Origin of the sequence: Paraburkholderia sediminicola, assembly GCF_902859805.1 — a bacterium.
GTDB classification, from domain to species: domain Bacteria; phylum Pseudomonadota; class Gammaproteobacteria; order Burkholderiales; family Burkholderiaceae; genus Paraburkholderia; species Paraburkholderia sediminicola.
In genome coordinates this window covers 997,845-1,015,064 of the sequence record NZ_CADIKC010000001.1, presented here as the reverse complement: position 1 = coordinate 1,015,064, position 17,220 = coordinate 997,845, and the positions used below count along the sequence as shown (strand labels likewise).

Genomic DNA, 17,220 nt, shown 5'->3' with positions numbered 1-17,220 from the left:
CGGCTTGCCGCGCAATCGTCGCCACACATGCGCAATCAATCGAAGCTCACCAACACCTTCATCGATTTTGAACGATCCCCTGCTGTCTGGAACGCCTTGACCGAATCCTGATACGGGAAAATGCCCGAGATCAAGGGCTTCACGTCGATCAATCCCTTGTTCAGCAGTTCGACCGCAATGGCGAATTCTTCGTGAAAGCGGAACGCGCCGCGCAGATCGAATTCCTTCGCGACGATCACATTGATCGGCAACGAGATGTCGCCACCGAGGCCCACCTGGACGATCACGCCACGCGGCTTGAGCACGTCGAACGCACCACGTAATGCCGCCGCGTTGCCGCTCGCTTCGAACAGAACGTCGAAGCTGCCCTTGTCGACGGCGAACGGCTGGAGCGCGTCCGGCGTCTCCGCGATGTTGAACGCGAGGTCGGCGCCGACCTTTTTCGCGCTGTCGAGCGGCAGCGTATTCACGTCGGTTGCCACGATCATCGCCGCACCGGCTCGGCGCGCGGCCGCCACGATCAACGCGCCGATTGGTCCACATCCTGTGACGAGCACCCGCTTGCCGAGCAACGGACCCGCGCGCCGAACGGCGTGAAGCGCGACAGAGAGCGGTTCGGCCATCGCGGCTTCGGCATCGCTCAACGAGTCCGCCACGACGTGCGCCTGTGAACGGTCGATCACGATCTCCTGCCGGAATGCGCCCTGCACGTGCGGCGTGCGCATGGCGCTGCCGTAGTAGCGCATATCCAGACAGTGGTTCTGCAGCCCTTGCTGACAGTATTGACACAGGCCACACGGCCGGCTCGGGCTGATGGAGATCCGCGTGCCGACCGGCATATCCGTCACGCCAGATCCCACACGCGCGACGGCTCCCGAGACTTCATGGCCGAGCACCATGGGTTCCTTGATCCGGATCGTGCCGAAACCGCCATGGTTGAAGTAGTGGAGATCCGAACCGCAGATGCCGCCTGCCCGAACCCGTACGAGCAACTGGTTGGCTTCCGGTTCAGGCGTGGGAACGTCCTCGATGCGCAGATCGAGTGGGGCGTGAATGACAAGTGCATGCATGGTGAGGGCCTATAACGGTGAATGCGGGATCAGCACGCTATACGGTAGCCTCTCAAGGCCCAGTCGACAAAGATCAAAGTTGTCTGGGCCGATAGTCGACGCTTATGGATGCTCATTCGAGCGCCCAGGTCATGTTCTCGACGACATGGCTGACGATCGGGACAAAACTTCGTATCCCGATGCCGTTCGGCCTTCGGAGAGGTCTGCCGGCGTCGGGCGACACCGGGCAGACGTGCCAGACTGCAAACCTTAGAACTTGTGACGCAGACCGATCGTCGCTTCGAACAGCGAGTTGAAGCCATAGAACGGCTGGTTCGAGCCGGAGGCGGCGGCGAGGGTCGTCCATGCGCCGGTCAGGTGGTTATAGTCCACGCCGACATAGACGTCGGTGCGCTTGCTGAGGAAATAATCGAGCGTCGGACCGGTCGTGATGCGCGTGCCGCTCTGGCCCGCGTGATGAACGAAGTCGATGTAGAACGGCAGATCGAGCACGAGTCCCGGCGTGATGAAGTACTGGACCGCAGTGGAGAAGGAGTCGTTGCGATAGTCGGCCGGATAGACGTGGCTGTAGATATACGAGCCGAACACCTTCGCCGCGCCGAACTTATACGTTGCGCCCGCGGTGAAGATTTTTTGCGAGCTGTCCGGAATCGTCACGCCGAAGTACGTGCTGCCATAGGTGCTGGTCGCAGGCGTCAGACCGCCAATGTCGTTGACGATCTGATAGGCGGCGCCAACGCTCAAGGGGCCGTGGTCGTAAGAAAGGCTGACTGCCGGCGACGAGTTCTGGTGAGTATTTCCCGCCACACCGCCAAACGTATACGAGCCCTTGAGGGTAAAACCGGCAAGCGTCGGCGAGGTATATCGCACGGAATTGTCCAGACGGCCGCCGCCAGTCAGACCGGCGCCCTGAAAGCCGACGGTGCCGGTGTAATTGGCGAACGCATAGATATCGTGCGTCCAGCCCATTTCATGCACCAGCGTGTATTGCCGGCCCATCGTCAACGTGCCGTAGGACGTGCTGCTCAGGCCCACCAGCGCGGTGCGGCCGAACAGGCGGGCGGTGCCGGACGGCGTGGATTGCTGCGTCACGCCGGTATTCGGTGTAAAGCCGCCTTCGAGCTGGAAGATCGCGGACAAGCCGCCACCGAGATCCTCGGTGCCCTGCAAGCCCCAGCGGCTACCCTGAATCTCGCCGCCGCTACCCATCGTGAAAAGCTTCCCGCCGGATTTGTTCTGGTGGGTGTCGTAGCGCACCGCTTCGTCGATGATGCCGTACAGGGTGACGCTCGACTGCGCGTGCGCGATCCCAGAAACTGCCAGTCCTAATCCAGTTAGTATGCCTAATGTATGCTTTTTCACGAGTAGATCCCCTTGCAGATTGACGAAAAATGGAAAACTCCAAACCGACTGCCACGTCCTATCGGCGCGGCATGTCTTTTTTACAAAGCGACGGCGCGACATATTCGCGTCGTCGCCGTACTCTCAGTTCAGTGCGGCGACCGCGGCGGCAATCTTCCTGCAGCCCTCATCGATGATGTCGATGCCTGTCGCGATCGACATCCGGAAGAAAGGTGAAACGCCATAGGCGGATCCTGCAACCAGTGCGACGCCGGCGTGTTCGAGCAGGTACAGAACGACATCCACGTCGCCCTCGATGCGCTTGCCTTGCGGCGTGGTGCGGCCGAGCATGCCGCCGCAATTGACATACAGATAGAAAGCGCCGCCCGGCGTTTTGCAACTGAGGCCGGGAATCGCGTTAAGGGCTTCGAGTGCGTGGTCGCGGCGTTCCTTATAGGTCCGCACCGATTGCTGCACGAATGTCTGGTCGCCGTTCAGCGCCGCGAGCGCCGCGGCCTGGCTGATCGAACTGGCGTTGCTGGTGGATTGGGACTGGAGTGTGTCCATGGCCGCGATCAGGTCGGCGGGGCCGGCGGCGTAGCCGATGCGCCAGCCTGTCATCGCGTAGGTCTTGGACACGCCGTTGACGACCAGGGTGCGCGAGCTGAGTTCGGGTTCAATCGACAGGAGGTGCTCTGATGCCTCGCCTTCGAAGCGGATGTGTTCGTAGATGTCGTCCATCATCACCAGCACCTGCGGGTGACGCAACAGCACGTCCGCCAACGCGCGCAGTTCGGCGGCGCTGTATGTTGCGCCGGTGGGATTGGTCGGCGAATTGATGATCAGCCAGCGCGTGCGAGGCGTAATCGCCGCTTCGAGGGTAGCGGGGGTGAGCTTGAAGCTGTCTGCTTCGGTGCAGGGCACGACGACCGGAACGCCGTCGCAGGCGAGCACCATGTCCGGGTAGGACACCCAGTAAGGCGCGGGAATCAGGACTTCATCGCCGGCTTCAACGGTGATGGCGAGCGCGTTGAAGATCGCGTGTTTGGCGCCGCACGTCACGATGATGTGTTTGGGATCGTACGAAAGACCGTTCTCGCGTTGCAGTTTCGCCGCGATGGCGGCGCGCAGCGCCGGCGTGCCCGCGGTTTGCGTATAGCGCGTTTCGCCGCGTTCCATCGCGTCGAAGGCGGCCTGGCGAATGTGCGCGGGCGTGTCGAAATCGGGTTCGCCGACCACGAGGTTGACGATGGTTTTCCCCTGCCGCCGCAATTCCGCGGCCCGGTCGGCCGCGGCGCTGCTCGGCGAAGGTTTGATTCGCTGGACGCGCGCGGCAATTCGCGATGCACTCACACTTGCCTCCTCAACGGCATTTGATGAGGCTTCACCTTAAGCGCGCGAAAAAGTTCAAGCCAAGACGTCTTTCCGCTGGCGCAATAACATCCACTTATGACGTGAAGCTACACGTGCGCGTCCGGCATTTACCCGTAGGGGTCCATGCGGGAATACGCTGACAGGCCACGCTTTTAGCGTTGCAGAAGCGCGAGCGAGGTTTTTTTAAGCACTGTGCGCGGCGCGGCGCTTGCCCTATCATTGTTGCCATCACTTAACGTTGAGACGCGACTACCGTGAACCTGCGGCGTTTGAAGTACTTCGTGAAGATCGTCGATATCGGCAGCCTGACGCAGGCCGCCGAGGTGCTTCACATCGCCCAGCCGGCGCTGAGCCAGCAGTTGATCACGCTCGAAGACGAGTTCCAGCAGCAGCTGCTCGTGCGCACCAAGCGGGGCGTCACGGCCACTGAGGCGGGCGCCACGCTGTATCGCCACGCCCAGTTGATCCTGCGCCAGTACGAACAGGCTCAGGCCGACGTGAAGAGCGCCGGCCAGACGCTGTCAGGCCAGGTTTCGGTGGGGCTCGCGCCTGGCACCGGCGCGTCGGCGCTGTCGCTGCCGCTGTTGCGGACCGTGCGCGCCCGCCATCCGGACATCCTGCTCTACATCAACGAGAATTTCGGCACGACGTTGAGCGAGCTGATCATGAACGGGCGTATGGACATGGCCGTGCTGTATGGCGACAAGCCCGTCCACGGCCTGTCGTTCCAGCTTCTGATGAACGAGGAACTGTTCCTCGTGGCGCCCCGCAGCATGGGAATCACGCAGGAGCAGATCGCCGTGACGGCGTTGCGCGACGTGCCTTTGCTGTTGCCGCGTCCCTATAACTATCTGCGCAAGTACGTCGACGAAGGTTTCGCGCGCGTGCAGATGATCCCCAAGGTCGTGGCCGAAATCGAATCCGCGTCGACGTTGTCGGCCGCCGTAAGCGCCGGGATCGGTGCGACCATCCTGCCCGATTCCACCGCACGGGTCGTGGCGGCGGCGGGCGACGTCGTGCAATGCCGGATCGTTTCACCCGTCATCAAGATCCCGCTTTCGGTCTGTCTGTCCGACCATTTGCCGCTTTCCGAGCCCGCCGCGGCCGTCAAGGATATCTTGCTGGAACTGGCCGGCGATCTTGCGCTCGACGTGCGTTTCGAGTCCGGCGCCGATACATAAGCGCGCCTTATCGCTACAAAGCCAAACCGTCTTGGCGCATTTTTTATGCGCCGGATACATTGAGTCCATCGTCGATCGCCCCGGTTCGCAGTGAGCCGGCGCGACGAGGCTAGCCGTCACGCGGGCGGGGCAACCGAAGATTGAATCCGGTTGCCGTACAGCCCCAGCGGTGCTTCGCGCACGCCAATCGACCGGCGCGCGTCCAACCGGCTACGGACTCAAAGATGGATCTCCAGAAGATTAAGGCGCTTATCGACCTGTTGGCGGACTCTCCGCTGGCCAAGCTCGAAGTTATCGAGGGCGACGAACGGGTCAAGCTTGTGAAGGCGAAACGACGCGGCAAGCGGGCTGAGGCGCCTTCGAGCGATGACCATGTAGCCGTGACGTCCACTTCGGGCACGCAAGGGAGCCAAGGGGCTCAATCACCGCTCGCCGAGTCTGCGCAATCTGTCGACACCCTTCAGGCCGCCCCTGCAATCGCCAGTGAGCCGCAACTCGTTCGTGCGCCCATGTTCGGCGTCGTTCATCTGACACCGGCGCCGGGCGAGGCGCCCTTCGTGAATGCCGGCGACACGATCAAGGAAGGGCAGGTGCTCTGCACGATCGAGGCAATGAAGATGTTCAGCGCGATCGAGTCTGAACTCAGCGGCGCCGTTCTGGAGATTCTTGTCGCTCCGGGCAGCGAAGTGGAGTCCGGGCAGCCGCTGTTCCGGATCGGCTGATCGATCATGTTCAACAAAGTACTGATTGCCAACCGCGGCGAGATCGCGCTTCGAATCCAGCGCGCCTGCCGTGAACTCGGTCTGAAAACCGTCGCGGTCCATTCCGAGGCCGACGCTGACGCGCGCTATGTGCGGCTTGCCGACGAGGCGCTGTGCATCGGTCCCGCCGCGCCGGGGCAAAGTTATCTGAACCGTGCCGCGATTCTGTTCGCGGCGCACGTGAGCGGCGCGCAGGCGATTCACCCCGGCTACGGCTTCCTCTCGGAAAACGCGGATTTTGCGGCGCAGGTCGAAGCCGCCGGCATGGCCTTCATCGGCCCCGAGCCTGACTCCATCCGAACGATGGGCGACAAGGTCGCCGCCAAACGGGCCATGCGCGCGGCCGGCGTGCCCTGTGTGCCGGGCCCGGACGGCGGTTTGCCGGACGATCCCACGGAGATTCTGCGGGTCGCCCAGGAGATCGGCTATCCGGTGATCGTCAAGGCGGCGGGTGGCGGTGGTGGACGAGGCATGCGCGTCGTGCCTGGCCCCGAGCAGTTGCTCGAGGCGGTTTCTGTCACGCGTGAAGAAGCACGCCGCGCCTTCGGCAAACCCGAACTCTACGTCGAGAAGTTTCTCGAGCATCCGCGCCACGTCGAAATTCAGGTCTTGTGCGATACGTACGGCAATGCCCTGTGGCTCGGCTCGCGCGACTGTTCGCTGCAACGGCGGCATCAGAAGGTCCTGGAAGAGGCGCCTGCACCCGGCATCGACCCGGAACTGATCCGGCAAGTCGGCGAGCGCTGCGTCGAGGCCTGCCGGCAGACGAATTACCGCGGCGCGGGCACCTTCGAATTCCTGTTTGAGAACGGCCAGTTCTACTTCATCGAAATGAATACGCGGCTGCAGGTCGAGCATCCCGTGACGGAAATGACCTCGGGTATCGACATCGTGCGGGAACAGATCCGGATCGCGCAGGGGCACGCGTTGACGATTCGTCAGTCGGACATTCGCACGCTCGGCCATTCGCTGGAATGCCGGATCAACGCCGAGGACCCGTTCACCTTCGCTCCTTGTCCCGGGAAAATTTCCGTCTGGGAACTGCCGGGCGGCAACGGCGTGCGGGTGGACTCGCATATGAGTGGCGGCGCAGTCGTGCCGCCGTATTACGACTCGCTGATCGCCAAGGTGATCACCCACGGTGCAACCCGTGAAGAGGCGTTGGCGCGCATGCGCATCGCGCTCTCGGAGATGCGCATCGAAGGCATTCGCACCAACGTGCCATTGCATCAGGCCATGCTCGAGGACGAAGGGTTCAGTGAGGGCGGTGTCGATATTCATCATCTGGAGCGTTGGCTCGCAAAGAGGAAACAGACATGACGCTGACTGTTGAGCATGCGTCGATTGCGCACGGGGATGTAGTCGAACGGCTGCGTCCGGATTCACAGAGGACTGTCCTTGCAATGAAACAGGATGAATCGGAGCAGGCGCTTTGTATCAGCATGCTAGGTACCACGGCCATGCTGTTCGAAGCACCGGGCGCGCTCGATCTGCATGCGCAGCGCCGCATCTGGACACTCGCCCGCGAGGTCGAATCATGGCCGGGCGTACGTGAAGCGGTGCCCGGCGTGACCAATCTGATGCTGACGTTTTCCACGCCGCCCGCAGACCCTGACTCGCTTGGCGCCGCGTTGCGCGACGCATGGGCCGCTGCGGGCGAGTTGCAGATTGAAGGGAGGGTGGTGGACTTGCCGGTGGAATACGGCGGCGAGTTCGGTCCGCATCTGCAGGACGTGGTGAATCACACCGGCCTGTCTGTCGACGAGGTCGTGCAATTGCACTGCGCGCCGCTCTACACGGTCTATGCGCTCGGCAGCCATCCAGGGTACTGCTATCTGGGCGGCATGGATCCGCGTATCGCCACACCACGGCGCAAAGTGCCCGTGCTGGGTTTGCCTGGCGGCGCAGTGTCGATCGGCGGAGTGCAGACCGGAGTCTCGGCCTCGACGGGACCGAGCGGCTGGAACACGATCGGTCATACGTCGATGTCGTTCTTCGACCCCACGCGCGATAACCCGGCCACGCTTGCACCGGGCGACATGATCCGTTTTCGCGTCGAGAGGATTGTTCCATGATCGAGATCTTGTCTTCGTCCGCGCTCGCGACGGTGCAGGACCAGGGGCGTGAAGGCTATCTGCGCTACGGCGTTGGAACGGCCGGCGCGATGGACCGCCTGGCGCTCGCGGTCGGCAACCTGTTGCTCGGTAATCCGGACGACGCGGCCGGCATCGAAATTCCGATGTTTCCTTTCCGCATTCGCTTCCTTGAAGATCTTTCGTTCGCCATCACCGGTGCCGACTGTTCAGCGCGCTTAGGCGACCGGCCGGTGCTGCCGTGGTGGACCGTGCATGCCAAACAGGGCGACGTGCTGACGATCGGCGTGCCGACCACGGGCACGCGCTGTTACCTGTCGCTCGCGGGTGGCGTGGACGTACCGGTCGTGCTCGGCTCGCGCAGCACGCAATTGCGCGGGCAGTTTGGCGGCTTCAACGGTCGTCAATTGCAGAAGGGCGATGTGGTGAAGGCAGTGGGTCTCGCCGAGCGCGTCGTGCCGCAAGATGCTGTGCTCGCTGCGGGTTTCGGCACGGTGCCGCCGGAGTACTCGCTGCCGGCGCCCTTATCCCTGCCCGCAGCAGACGCAGGCGAAACCGTGGTGCGCGTGCTGCCCGCCGCGGAATACGACTGCTACGAGCCGGAATCGCTCGAAGCGTTCTGGCGCGACGGGTGGAAAGTGACGCCGCAGAGCGATCGCTATGGATATCGCCTCGCTGGTCCGACCCTGGTCGCGACGCATTCGATCGAAAAGCGCTCGCATGGCATCGTGCCGGGCGTGATCCAGGTGCCGCATAGCGGACAGCCGATCATTCAGTTGCGCGATGCGCAGCCCTCGGGTGGCTATCCGAAGATCGGCACCGTGATCGAAGCCGACTTGTGGCGGCTCGCGCAAGCGCGAATTGGTACGAAGATTCGCTTTGTTCAGACGACGTACGCGCAAGCCGTCACGGCGCTGGAAGAACTGGACAGTTATCTCGTCAGGGTGCGCAATCTCGTTGCACTGTTTTGCCCTTCCCGACACTGACACATGACACAAAAAATCGAAGTGGATATCGGCGAACTGCGGCAAATCACGTCGTGGCTGGCAGAAGTCGATATCGAGTTCATCGAAATCAGCAAGCCCGGGGCGACGGTCCGGTTGACGATGGAGCGGGCGCCTTACTCGATCGGTGCGGATGCACCGGCGCCGGTGCAGGCGGTTTCGCATATGGTTCCCAGCGGACTCGCGCGCGCAGCGGACACTGCGCAGACGCAGTCCGTCAGCATCACCGCAAAGTCGGCCGGCATCTTTCTGTCGACGCATCCGGCGCGCTCCACGCCATTGGCCAACGCGGGCGATTACGTCAAACCGGGCGACATAGTCGGCTTGCTGCAGATTGCGCAATTGTGCGTGCCTGTGGTCGCGTCGGCGGATGGCATGGTTATGCGCTTGTGTGTCGCGCATGGCGCAACGGTCGGTTACGGAACGCCCTTGCTCGAACTCTCGCCGTCGGCGTAGCCCATATCGATAGATAGACACTGAGCCGGTGTGGTCCGCTGCGGATAGCCCGGCACAGACCGCTTAAAGAATGGAGAGTGGATAGTGGAAATCGACCTGAACGCGGACCTGGGCGAAGGCTTTGGACCCTATCAAATGGGCGAAGACGAAGCGATGCTCGATATCGTCTCGTCCGCCAACGTCGCATGCGGCTATCACGCGGGCGACCCCGTCATCATGGACAAGACAGTGCGGATGGCCCTGGCGCGACAGATCGACGTTGGCGCGCATGTCGGCTTTCCCGACATGATGGGCTTCGGCCGCCGGCAGATTCAGGCGGACCCGCTTGAACTGGCGAATTACGTGGTGTACCAGATGGGCGCGCTTGCGGGCATCGCGAAGCGGGCCGGACATCGCGTCACGCACATGAGCTTTCACGGCGCGCTGGGCAACATGGCTGCGGCATCGTATGAACTGGCCGAGCCGCTGGTGCGGGCGCTCGCCGAATTCGATCGCGATCTGATCATCAGCGTCTCGACGAACACGGAAATCGAACGGGCCGCCGATCACATCGGAATGCGCACGGCCAACACGTTTCTCGCCGACCGTGCCTACGACGATCAGGGCGCGCTCGTGTCGCGCAAGCTGGAAGGCGCGGTTATCAAGGACCGCGCGGCCGTCCTGGCGCGCGTCAAGCAGTTGCTCGAAGACGGCACGATCACGACGATCACGGGCAACACGCTTAAGATCGCGGTCCAATCGATCCTGCTGCATGGCGATACGCCCGGCGCCGTCGAACTCGCGCGCACGGTGCGCGGCGTGATCGAATCCGCGGGTGGACGCGTCGTGCCGGTGTCGAAGCTCGTACGCTAGGCGCGCCGGCCAATCCGCATCGACCAATCCGCATTACCCAACCATAAGCCAGTCTTATCGCCACAAAGCCAATCCGTCTTTGCCCCACGTTTTCACGGCGTATACATTGGTAACAGGCTTATCGCACGCCTCAAAGGGCGACAGTTCAGAACTACAGATAGAGGTCATTCATGCCGTTTTCAGACTACAAGACCGCGCTGGTGACGGGCGCTTCGACCGGGATGGGTGCTGCGATCGTCGAGCGCTTCTGCCGTGAAGGACTCGAAGTGCATGCGCTCGCACGCAACGCGGAACGTCTGAATGAACTGGCGGCGCGAACCGGTTGCATCCCGCACGCGATCGACGTGTGCGATCTGCCGGCCGTCACCAGGCTGACGCAGGACGTGCAGTTCGATATCGTCGTGAATAACGCCGGCATATCGACTAAAGGCTCGATTCTGGATGCCGCTGCCGCAGACATCGACCTTCAGGTGGAAGTCAACCTGCAAGCCGTTCTGCACATCGTGCGGCTCACCATGCCGGGGATGGTTGCCCGCGATCGCGGTCATATCGTCAACATCAGCTCGATCGCAGGGATCTACAACTTCAACGGCAACTCCATTTACGCCGCGACGAAGGCCGGTATCCATGCGTTGTCGCGCCAGTTGCGCGTGGACGCGACCGGCAGACGCGTACGCGTGACGGAGATCTGTCCGGGCCGTGTTGCCACCGACATTTTCGGCCATGTGCATGGCGACATCGAGGCGGCGCGCAAGCAGTTCATCGACGGCTTCGAACTGCCGCTGCCGTCCGATATTGCCGACGCCATCGCCTTTGCGATCGCCGCGCCGCTCGCGGTCAACATCAGCAATATGGAAATTCTGCCCACGCTGCAAGTGCCGGGCGGGCTGACGACGATCAAACGCGATCCCGCCGACCACAACGAGTAAGTGCAATCCAGAGTCCAACAAGGAGGTTTTCCATGCGTGCATCGGTACTGGTTACCCGTGCGTCATTTCCGGATATCGTCGACCGCCTGCGCGCGAACTTCGACGTGACCGACAACCCTGACGACACGATCTGGACGCAACCAGAGCTGATTGCCCGGCTGCAAGGCAAGGTGGGCGCCATGACGGCCGGCAGCGACCGGATCGACGCGACCTTGCTCGACGCTTGCCCGCAGTTGAAGGCGGTATGCAACATCGGCGTGGGCTACAACAACGTCGACGTGGAAGCCTGTACCGCGCGCGGCGTGCTGGTGACGAATACGCCGGACGTGCTGACGGATACCACCGCCGACTTCGGCTTCGCGCTGATGATGGCAACGGCGCGGCGCATCACCGAGTCGGAACACTTTCTGCGCGCCGGCGAATGGACCAAGACCGGACGCTATGACATGTTCGTCGGTAACGACGTGCATGGGTCGACGCTCGGCATTCTCGGCATGGGGCGTATCGGGCAAGCCATTGCGCGACGCGGTGCATTCGGTTTCGGCATGCGCGTGATCTATCACAATCGCTCGCAACTGGCGCCGGATGTCGAGGAGAGCTGCAAGGCACGCTATGTCGACAAGGAAACGCTGTTGCGAGAGTCGGATCATCTGATCATCGTGGTGCCTTACTCGGCCAGCTCGCACCACGCGATTGGCGCCGCGGAGCTCAAGCAGATGAAATCGTCGGCCACGCTGACCAACATCGCACGCGGCGGCGTCGTGGACGATGCCGCTTTGGCGGTGGCGTTGAACGAAGGCAGCATCGCGGCGGCCGGCCTGGATGTATTCGAAGGTGAACCGGTTATCTGCCCGGCGCTTCTTGCGCAAAAGAATGTGGTGCTCACGCCGCATATCGGCAGCGCGTCTGTCAGCACGCGGCGAGCGATGGCCGCGCTTTGCGCAGACAATTTGATCGCTGCGCTTGGGCACGGCGCAGCGGCCGGCAAGCCGCCGACGCCGGTGAACCCGCAGGTGCTGACGCGCCCGACGGCCACAGCCTGAACGATGACCGGCGCAGCATGCTGCGCCGGCTTAATGCCAACGGTGGCCACCGCTGGCCACCGTTGTTTCTCAAGCATGAGCGCTCCGACAAGGGGGCGCGCCACTGACGATGAGGCACCCGCAGAGGCGCCGCATACTGGAGACAAACACCATGCACAAGCACGCCTGTCCCACTGCCGGAAGCCGTTCCGACTCATCATTCCCGAAACTTATTGCGCCAGAAGAAAGGCCTCTGCAACGGCCTTTTTTCGCGAGCTAGTATCAATTCAACACGGAAGTCAATGACGGCTTCCGGGGGATGACGATGCTGCCGCGGGTCGAGTCAGGCCCGGATCATCGCTTCGATCCGAATCATTGGGACGTGCAACATGAAACTTCATTTTGACCTGGCGACGGTGCTGCGAGGCGACTATGGGGCGCTGTTTCTCCATGGGATCGAGCTCACCCTCGCAATGGCCGCGCTGGCGTGGATACTCTCGCTGGTGGTGGGCATTCTTCTCACGCTGATTCGCCTGACCAACAACCGCCTCGCGACGGCCTTCGTTGCGTCATTCGTGGCCTACCATCGCAATGTGCCGATGCTGGTCCAGATCCTGTTCTGGTACTTCGGCATTTCGAACATCCTGCCGGAATCGTTGCAGACTCTGCTGAACCACTACAACGGCCAGTTTATTTTTGCGGTCGTGGCCATCGGCCTGTGCAGCGCGGCCTACCTCTCCGAAGATATCCGCAGCGGGTTGCGTGCGATTCCTTACGGTCAATACGAAGCCTCGCGCGCGCTGGGTCTGAACTTCCTGAACGGCATGCGTTTCGTCGTGCTTCCGCAAGCGCTGCGCAATGCCATCCCGCCGATGGTCAATCACGCGGTCCTGCTGTTCAAGAACACGAGTCTCGCGATGGCGATCGGCGCGGCGGAGCTGACCTATGTCACTCGCCAGATCGAGAACGAAACCTTCCTGTCTTTCGAATCGTATTTCATCGCCACGGCGGTGTATCTCGGCCTCTCTCTCGTCATCATGCTGTGCGGCGCCAAAATCGCGATGCACTACCGCATTCCGGGAGTGAAGTGACATGTTCGATATCCTGCGCGATAACTGGACACTGCTGCTCATCGGGCAGTATCCGCATGGCCCGCTGGGCGGCATCGTACTGACGATCCTGCTGTCGCTTTCCGCGCTCGTCATCGCATTTCCCCTGGGTATCCTGGTCGCCCTGGCCCGCATCAGTCCTTTCCGGTTTCTGCGGGCGCCGGCCACAGGGCTCGTTTATATGGTGCGGGGCATCCCGCTCCTGATGGTGATTTTCTGGGTGTACTTCCTCGTGCCTGTTCTGACCGGCTATCCAGTCACCGGGTTTGTCACGATGCTGTGTGCGCTTGTGATCTATGACTCGGCGTATCTCGGGGAAATCATCCGCGCGGGTATCGAGGGGCTGCCGAAAGGGCAGACGGAGGCTTCGAGAGCGCTCGGCATGAGCTACATGAAGACCATGCGCGCGGTCATCCTGCCGCAGGCGCTTTACAACGTGGTGCCGAGCATGGTCACGCAGTTCGTGTCGACGATCAAGGAAACCTCGCTGGGTTACATCATCAACGTCCAGGAAATCTCTTTCGCCGCGGATCAGATCAACAACCGGCTGCTGACGAAGCCCTTTCCCGTGTACCTGATTCTCGCCTTGAGTTACTTCGCGCTGTGTTACGCGCTCACACAGCTTGCGCAGTATCTGGAGCGGCGCGTCACGCGCAAGCGAGCCGGCGTCGCAGCGAGGACTCAGAAGGCGGCCAACGTTGCGCTGACCGATCCGCTGCCCACCGAGAACTAGGCGCTCAATCACTTCGAGGTATTTCGCATGATCAAGTTTTCCAGCGTCAACAAATGGTACGGCGAATATCACGCTCTCGTGGACGTGAACGCCGAAGTTCGCAAAGGCGAAGTCGTGGTGGTTTGCGGACCATCAGGATCGGGTAAGTCGACACTGATTCGCACCGTCAACCGGCTCGAGGAGATCAACCGTGGGCAGATCTTCTTCGACGGTCAAAACATTCACGACAAGAAACTGGGTCTGAATGCGTACCGCAGCCGTGTCGGCTTCGTGTTTCAGCAATTCAACCTGTTTCCGCATCTGTCGGTGCTGGACAACATCACGCTTTCGCCGATGCGCGTGCACGGCCTCAAGCGCGCGGATGCGGAACGCAAAGCGGCGGATCTGCTCGCGCGCGTCGGTCTGTCGAACAAGGCCAGTGCGTTTCCGCCGCAATTGTCCGGTGGTCAGCAGCAGCGTGTGGCGATTGCGAGAGCATTGGCGATGGACCCGCCGGCAATGTTGTTCGACGAGCCCACCAGTGCGCTCGATCCGGAGATGGTTGGCGAAGTGTTGAACGTGATGAAGAGCCTCGCCCAGGAAGGCATGACGATGATGTGCGTCACGCATGAGATGGGGTTTGCACGCGAGGTTGCCGATCGCGTCTGGTTTATGGACGCAGGGAAGATTCTCGAAACGGCGGAGCCGGAGGAATTCTTTTTGCGCCCGAAACACGAACGGGCGCAGAGATTTCTGTCCGATCTCCGCTCGCATTGAGGCAAGCATGGCGGTATGACTTTCGCGGCACAAGTACAGATTGAGGTTCAGATTCAGGCTCGGTTTGGCCACCTTTGATCAGCAGTCGATTGCTTTACACATAAACTTCAGGAGCATCACGATGCAGGTAAAGAAGATTTTCGCGGGGATGTTGGTGGTTGGCGGCGCGGTTGCATCGATTGCCCCGGCACATGCTGATCAATTGGCCGATATCAAGGGCCGTGGCGAATTGAGCTGCGGTGTGTATTCGAACGTCGAGCCCTTCTCGTATCCCAATGCGCAAACGCGTCAGCTGGAAGGCATGGACGTGGACCTATGCAACGCGGTGGCGAAACAGTTGGGCGTGAAGGCCAAGCTCGAACCGTTGGCGGTTGAGGCACGCATTCCGCAGTTGAAGCTGGGGCGCGTTGACATTGTGGTTGCCAATCTGGCCTACACCAAAACCCGTGCTACGCAGATTGCCTTTAGCGATTCGTACTACTCCACCAAGGAAGTCCTTGTCGTGAAGAAGGCCGACGCGAGCAAGAAGCTGACCGATTTCGCGGGCCAGAAAATCAGCGCTGCCGATGGCTCGACTTCTGCTCAGTCGATTCCAATTTCGATCAAGGACGGCCAGGCGGTAACGTTTCACGATACCAGCTCGGCGTTTCTGGCTCTCGAGCAGAACAAGGTCAAAGGCTTCGTGACCAATCAGATGACGGCCACGAAGATCGCGAAGCAGGTGGACGGCACGGACGGCGCAGTGGCGATTGCGTCGGAGCCGATGCTGATCGAGCCGATCGCGGTGGGCCTGCGCCAGAACGAGCCGGCCATGCTGAGCGCGGTCAACAAGGCCCTGGCTTCGATGGAGCAGAGTGGCGAGATGAGCGGTATCTTCAACAAGTGGCTCGGACCGAAGACGCCGTATGGTTTGACCCGAACCGACAAGGTCACGCCGATCGACCAGCTCAAGTTCACGCCGGTGTCCTGAAGCGGAAAACGTGTGATGCAGCGGTGCGCTTTCATCCGCACACCGCTGCCGGTTGAATGGCCGGCGCGATTCCCTGGATCGCGTGCCGTGACAACACAGCTGGATTTTGCAACGTGACGCATAAAATAGTGGTGATGGGCGTGTCGGGCTCGGGCAAGTCGACACTTGCGCGCGAGTTGGCCGTGGCGCTGGAAGGTGTTTTCATCGAAGGAGACGAGCATCACCTGGCGGAAAGCCGCGACAAGATGTGTCGCGGAATCGCGTTGTGCGACAGTGACCGCGAGCCGTGGCTGGATCGCCTCGCCGAGTTGGTGGATGAAATGCATGGGACGGCGGTGCTGTCCTGTTCCGCGTTGAAACGTCGCTATCGGGAGTGCTTACGCGCGCGTGTCGCCGGGTTGAGATTTGTGTTTCTCGACATCACCTTGGCCGAGGCGGTTGCACGGGTTTCCGGGCGGCTGCATCATGAGTTTCCAGCGACGCTGGTGGCGGATCAGTTCGCAACGCTCGAGTCGCCTGTCGGTGAAGATGGTGTGCTCCATCTTTCTGCTTTGCAGGACAACGCATGCAGTCTGAGAGAGGTCATGCAATGGCTGGGCACGCCGAACGGTACTGGATGGAAGCCGGACGAATTAGAGTCGAAGAGGAGTTGAGTTGAACAACAATCTGAAGATGTTCGATCTGTCGGGGCGTCGTGCTCTGGTTACCGGGTCGAGTACGGGTATCGGTTACGCGCTGGCCAAAGGATTGGCAGGCGCCGGCGCCGAAGTAATTCTGAATGGCCGCAATGCGGCCAGACTGGCAGAGGCTGTCAGCCGGTTGCGCGACGAGGGCGCGACCGTCCATGCGGCAAGTTTCGATGTGACGTCGGCCACTGAGGTCGACGCTGCGATCGCCGATATCGAACGCGACATCGGTGCGATCGACATTCTCGTCAACAACGCCGGCATGCAACGCCGTGCGCCGCTCGAACAGTTTTCCCATGCCCAATGGGAAGAATTGATGAAGACCAATGTCGACAGCGTGTTCCTGGTCGGCCAGGCGGTCGCGCGGCACATGATTGCTCGCAAGCGCGGCAAGATCGTCAACATCTGTTCGGTGCAAAGCGAACTGGGGCGCCCCAACATCGCGGCCTACACCGCGAGCAAAGGCGCGGTGAAGATGCTGACGAAAGGCATGGCAATCGACTGGGGGCAACATGGCATCCAGGTCAATGGACTTGGCCCGGGCTACTTCAAGACGGAGCTGACCGAGGCGCTCGTCAAGGACGAAACGTTCAGCAACTGGCTGATTGGACGCACGCCATCGCGACGTTGGGGCGATGTGGAAGATCTCGTCGGCGCTGCCGTGTTTCTGGCGAGCGACGCTTCGAACTTCGTGAACGGCCATATCCTTTACGTGGATGGCGGCGTGACTGCCACGTTGTAGGGCGTGGATCAGGTTGTGGCGGTCATGCTGCGCGGCGCGTCATGCGACTTGCGCGCTGCGCAACGAGCGAGCCGCGAACGGTGTCGCGCCAGCAAACGTTGCCTGCGAACCGAATTCACGCTCGATACGGATCAGCTCGGA

General features: G+C 61.5%; 18 protein-coding genes. 15 read left to right on the top strand and 3 right to left on the bottom strand.

The window, feature by feature from the left end; genetic code table 11:
- Positions 1 to 35: 35 nt before the first annotated feature.
- The 3 genes from R8871_RS04490 to R8871_RS04480 all read right to left on the bottom strand — a co-directional run bounded on the left by R8871_RS04490 (position 36) and on the right by R8871_RS04480 (position 3,764).
- Positions 36 to 1,070 (bottom strand): L-idonate 5-dehydrogenase, encoded by a 1,035-nt coding sequence (locus tag R8871_RS04490; protein WP_175049234.1) that lies wholly within the window; start codon positions 1,068 to 1,070, stop codon positions 36 to 38.
- Between the two features lie 249 nt (positions 1,071 to 1,319).
- Entirely contained in the window at positions 1,320 to 2,432 is a 1,113-nt protein-coding gene (locus R8871_RS04485) for a porin (RefSeq protein ID WP_246287376.1), read from the bottom strand.
- A gap of 123 nt (positions 2,433 to 2,555) precedes the next feature.
- On the bottom strand, positions 2,556 to 3,764 hold the full coding sequence (locus R8871_RS04480; RefSeq protein ID WP_175049232.1) for an aspartate transaminase: 1,209 nt from the start codon (positions 3,762 to 3,764) through the stop codon (positions 2,556 to 2,558).
- 275 nt (positions 3,765 to 4,039) lie between these two features.
- On the opposite strand from R8871_RS04480, the gene nac reads away from it, so the two are divergent.
- The 15 genes from nac (at position 4,040) to R8871_RS04405 (ending at position 17,079) form a co-directional block, all read left to right on the top strand.
- Positions 4,040 to 4,966 (top strand): nitrogen assimilation transcriptional regulator NAC, encoded by a 927-nt coding sequence (nac, locus tag R8871_RS04475; protein WP_054033557.1) that lies wholly within the window; start codon positions 4,040 to 4,042, stop codon positions 4,964 to 4,966.
- 224 nt (positions 4,967 to 5,190) lie between these two features.
- Positions 5,191 to 5,688, top strand: coding sequence for an acetyl-CoA carboxylase biotin carboxyl carrier protein (locus R8871_RS04470; protein WP_175049231.1), 498 nt, complete (start codon positions 5,191 to 5,193; stop codon positions 5,686 to 5,688).
- Between the two features lie 6 nt (positions 5,689 to 5,694).
- Positions 5,695 to 7,047: an acetyl-CoA carboxylase biotin carboxylase subunit gene (accC, locus tag R8871_RS04465; RefSeq protein WP_175049230.1), complete on the top strand. Its 1,353-nt coding sequence runs from the start codon at positions 5,695 to 5,697 to the stop codon at positions 7,045 to 7,047.
- Between the two features lie 83 nt (positions 7,048 to 7,130).
- A complete protein-coding gene (gene pxpB / locus R8871_RS04460; RefSeq protein ID WP_246287474.1) occupies positions 7,131 to 7,802 on the top strand; it encodes a 5-oxoprolinase subunit PxpB in 672 nt (223 codons plus the stop codon).
- Entirely contained in the window at positions 7,799 to 8,806 is a 1,008-nt protein-coding gene (locus R8871_RS04455; RefSeq protein WP_175049228.1) for a 5-oxoprolinase subunit C family protein, read from the top strand. Before pxpB ends, R8871_RS04455 begins: the two co-directional genes overlap by 4 nt.
- A gap of 3 nt (positions 8,807 to 8,809) precedes the next feature.
- Complete coding sequence (locus R8871_RS04450) at positions 8,810 to 9,280, top strand: acetyl-CoA carboxylase biotin carboxyl carrier protein (protein ID WP_175049227.1); 471 nt, start codon at positions 8,810 to 8,812, stop codon at positions 9,278 to 9,280.
- 84 nt (positions 9,281 to 9,364) lie between these two features.
- A complete protein-coding gene (locus R8871_RS04445) occupies positions 9,365 to 10,132 on the top strand; it encodes a LamB/YcsF family protein (protein WP_175049226.1) in 768 nt (255 codons plus the stop codon).
- A gap of 170 nt (positions 10,133 to 10,302) precedes the next feature.
- Positions 10,303 to 11,061, top strand: a complete 759-nt coding sequence (locus R8871_RS04440) for an SDR family oxidoreductase (protein ID WP_175049225.1) — start codon at positions 10,303 to 10,305, stop codon at positions 11,059 to 11,061.
- A gap of 32 nt (positions 11,062 to 11,093) precedes the next feature.
- Complete coding sequence (locus R8871_RS04435; protein ID WP_175049224.1) at positions 11,094 to 12,104, top strand: 2-hydroxyacid dehydrogenase; 1,011 nt, start codon at positions 11,094 to 11,096, stop codon at positions 12,102 to 12,104.
- A 368-nt stretch (positions 12,105 to 12,472) separates the two neighbouring features.
- Complete coding sequence (locus R8871_RS04430) at positions 12,473 to 13,174, top strand: amino acid ABC transporter permease (RefSeq protein ID WP_175049223.1); 702 nt, start codon at positions 12,473 to 12,475, stop codon at positions 13,172 to 13,174.
- A 1-nt stretch (position 13,175) separates the two neighbouring features.
- The gene (locus R8871_RS04425; protein WP_175049222.1) at positions 13,176 to 13,925 is read left to right on the top strand and encodes an amino acid ABC transporter permease; all 750 of its coding nucleotides are present in this window, start codon (positions 13,176 to 13,178) and stop codon (positions 13,923 to 13,925) included.
- A gap of 27 nt (positions 13,926 to 13,952) precedes the next feature.
- On the top strand, positions 13,953 to 14,681 hold the full coding sequence (locus tag R8871_RS04420; RefSeq protein ID WP_054033538.1) for an amino acid ABC transporter ATP-binding protein: 729 nt from the start codon (positions 13,953 to 13,955) through the stop codon (positions 14,679 to 14,681).
- 121 nt (positions 14,682 to 14,802) lie between these two features.
- Positions 14,803 to 15,651: a transporter substrate-binding domain-containing protein gene (locus R8871_RS04415; protein WP_054033536.1), complete on the top strand. Its 849-nt coding sequence runs from the start codon at positions 14,803 to 14,805 to the stop codon at positions 15,649 to 15,651.
- A gap of 56 nt (positions 15,652 to 15,707) precedes the next feature.
- Positions 15,708 to 16,304: a gluconokinase gene (locus R8871_RS04410; protein WP_175049221.1), complete on the top strand. Its 597-nt coding sequence runs from the start codon at positions 15,708 to 15,710 to the stop codon at positions 16,302 to 16,304.
- A gap of 19 nt (positions 16,305 to 16,323) precedes the next feature.
- Positions 16,324 to 17,079, top strand: a complete 756-nt coding sequence (locus R8871_RS04405) for a glucose 1-dehydrogenase (RefSeq protein WP_093642075.1) — start codon at positions 16,324 to 16,326, stop codon at positions 17,077 to 17,079.
- Positions 17,080 to 17,220: the final 141 nt, after the last annotated feature.

What these genes read in the sequence shown, in the direction of transcription:
- R8871_RS04490 (WP_175049234.1), bottom strand. Translation starts at nt 1,070, where the DNA reads ATGCATGCACTTGTCATTCACGCCCCACTCGATCTGCGCATCGAGGAC.
- R8871_RS04470 (WP_175049231.1), top strand. Translation starts at nt 5,191, where the DNA reads ATGGATCTCCAGAAGATTAAGGCGCTTATCGACCTGTTGGCGGACTCT.
- accC (WP_175049230.1), top strand. Translation starts at nt 5,695, where the DNA reads ATGTTCAACAAAGTACTGATTGCCAACCGCGGCGAGATCGCGCTTCGA.
- pxpB (WP_246287474.1), top strand. Translation starts at nt 7,131, where the DNA reads ATGAAACAGGATGAATCGGAGCAGGCGCTTTGTATCAGCATGCTAGGT.
- R8871_RS04455 (WP_175049228.1), top strand. Translation starts at nt 7,799, where the DNA reads ATGATCGAGATCTTGTCTTCGTCCGCGCTCGCGACGGTGCAGGACCAG.
- R8871_RS04450 (WP_175049227.1), top strand. Translation starts at nt 8,810, where the DNA reads ATGACACAAAAAATCGAAGTGGATATCGGCGAACTGCGGCAAATCACG.
- R8871_RS04440 (WP_175049225.1), top strand. Translation starts at nt 10,303, where the DNA reads ATGCCGTTTTCAGACTACAAGACCGCGCTGGTGACGGGCGCTTCGACC.
- R8871_RS04435 (WP_175049224.1), top strand. Translation starts at nt 11,094, where the DNA reads ATGCGTGCATCGGTACTGGTTACCCGTGCGTCATTTCCGGATATCGTC.
- R8871_RS04430 (WP_175049223.1), top strand. Translation starts at nt 12,473, where the DNA reads ATGAAACTTCATTTTGACCTGGCGACGGTGCTGCGAGGCGACTATGGG.
- R8871_RS04425 (WP_175049222.1), top strand. Translation starts at nt 13,176, where the DNA reads ATGTTCGATATCCTGCGCGATAACTGGACACTGCTGCTCATCGGGCAG.
- R8871_RS04420 (WP_054033538.1), top strand. Translation starts at nt 13,953, where the DNA reads ATGATCAAGTTTTCCAGCGTCAACAAATGGTACGGCGAATATCACGCT.
- R8871_RS04415 (WP_054033536.1), top strand. Translation starts at nt 14,803, where the DNA reads ATGCAGGTAAAGAAGATTTTCGCGGGGATGTTGGTGGTTGGCGGCGCG.
- R8871_RS04410 (WP_175049221.1), top strand. Translation starts at nt 15,708, where the DNA reads ATGGCCGGCGCGATTCCCTGGATCGCGTGCCGTGACAACACAGCTGGA.
- R8871_RS04405 (WP_093642075.1), top strand. Translation starts at nt 16,324, where the DNA reads ATGTTCGATCTGTCGGGGCGTCGTGCTCTGGTTACCGGGTCGAGTACG.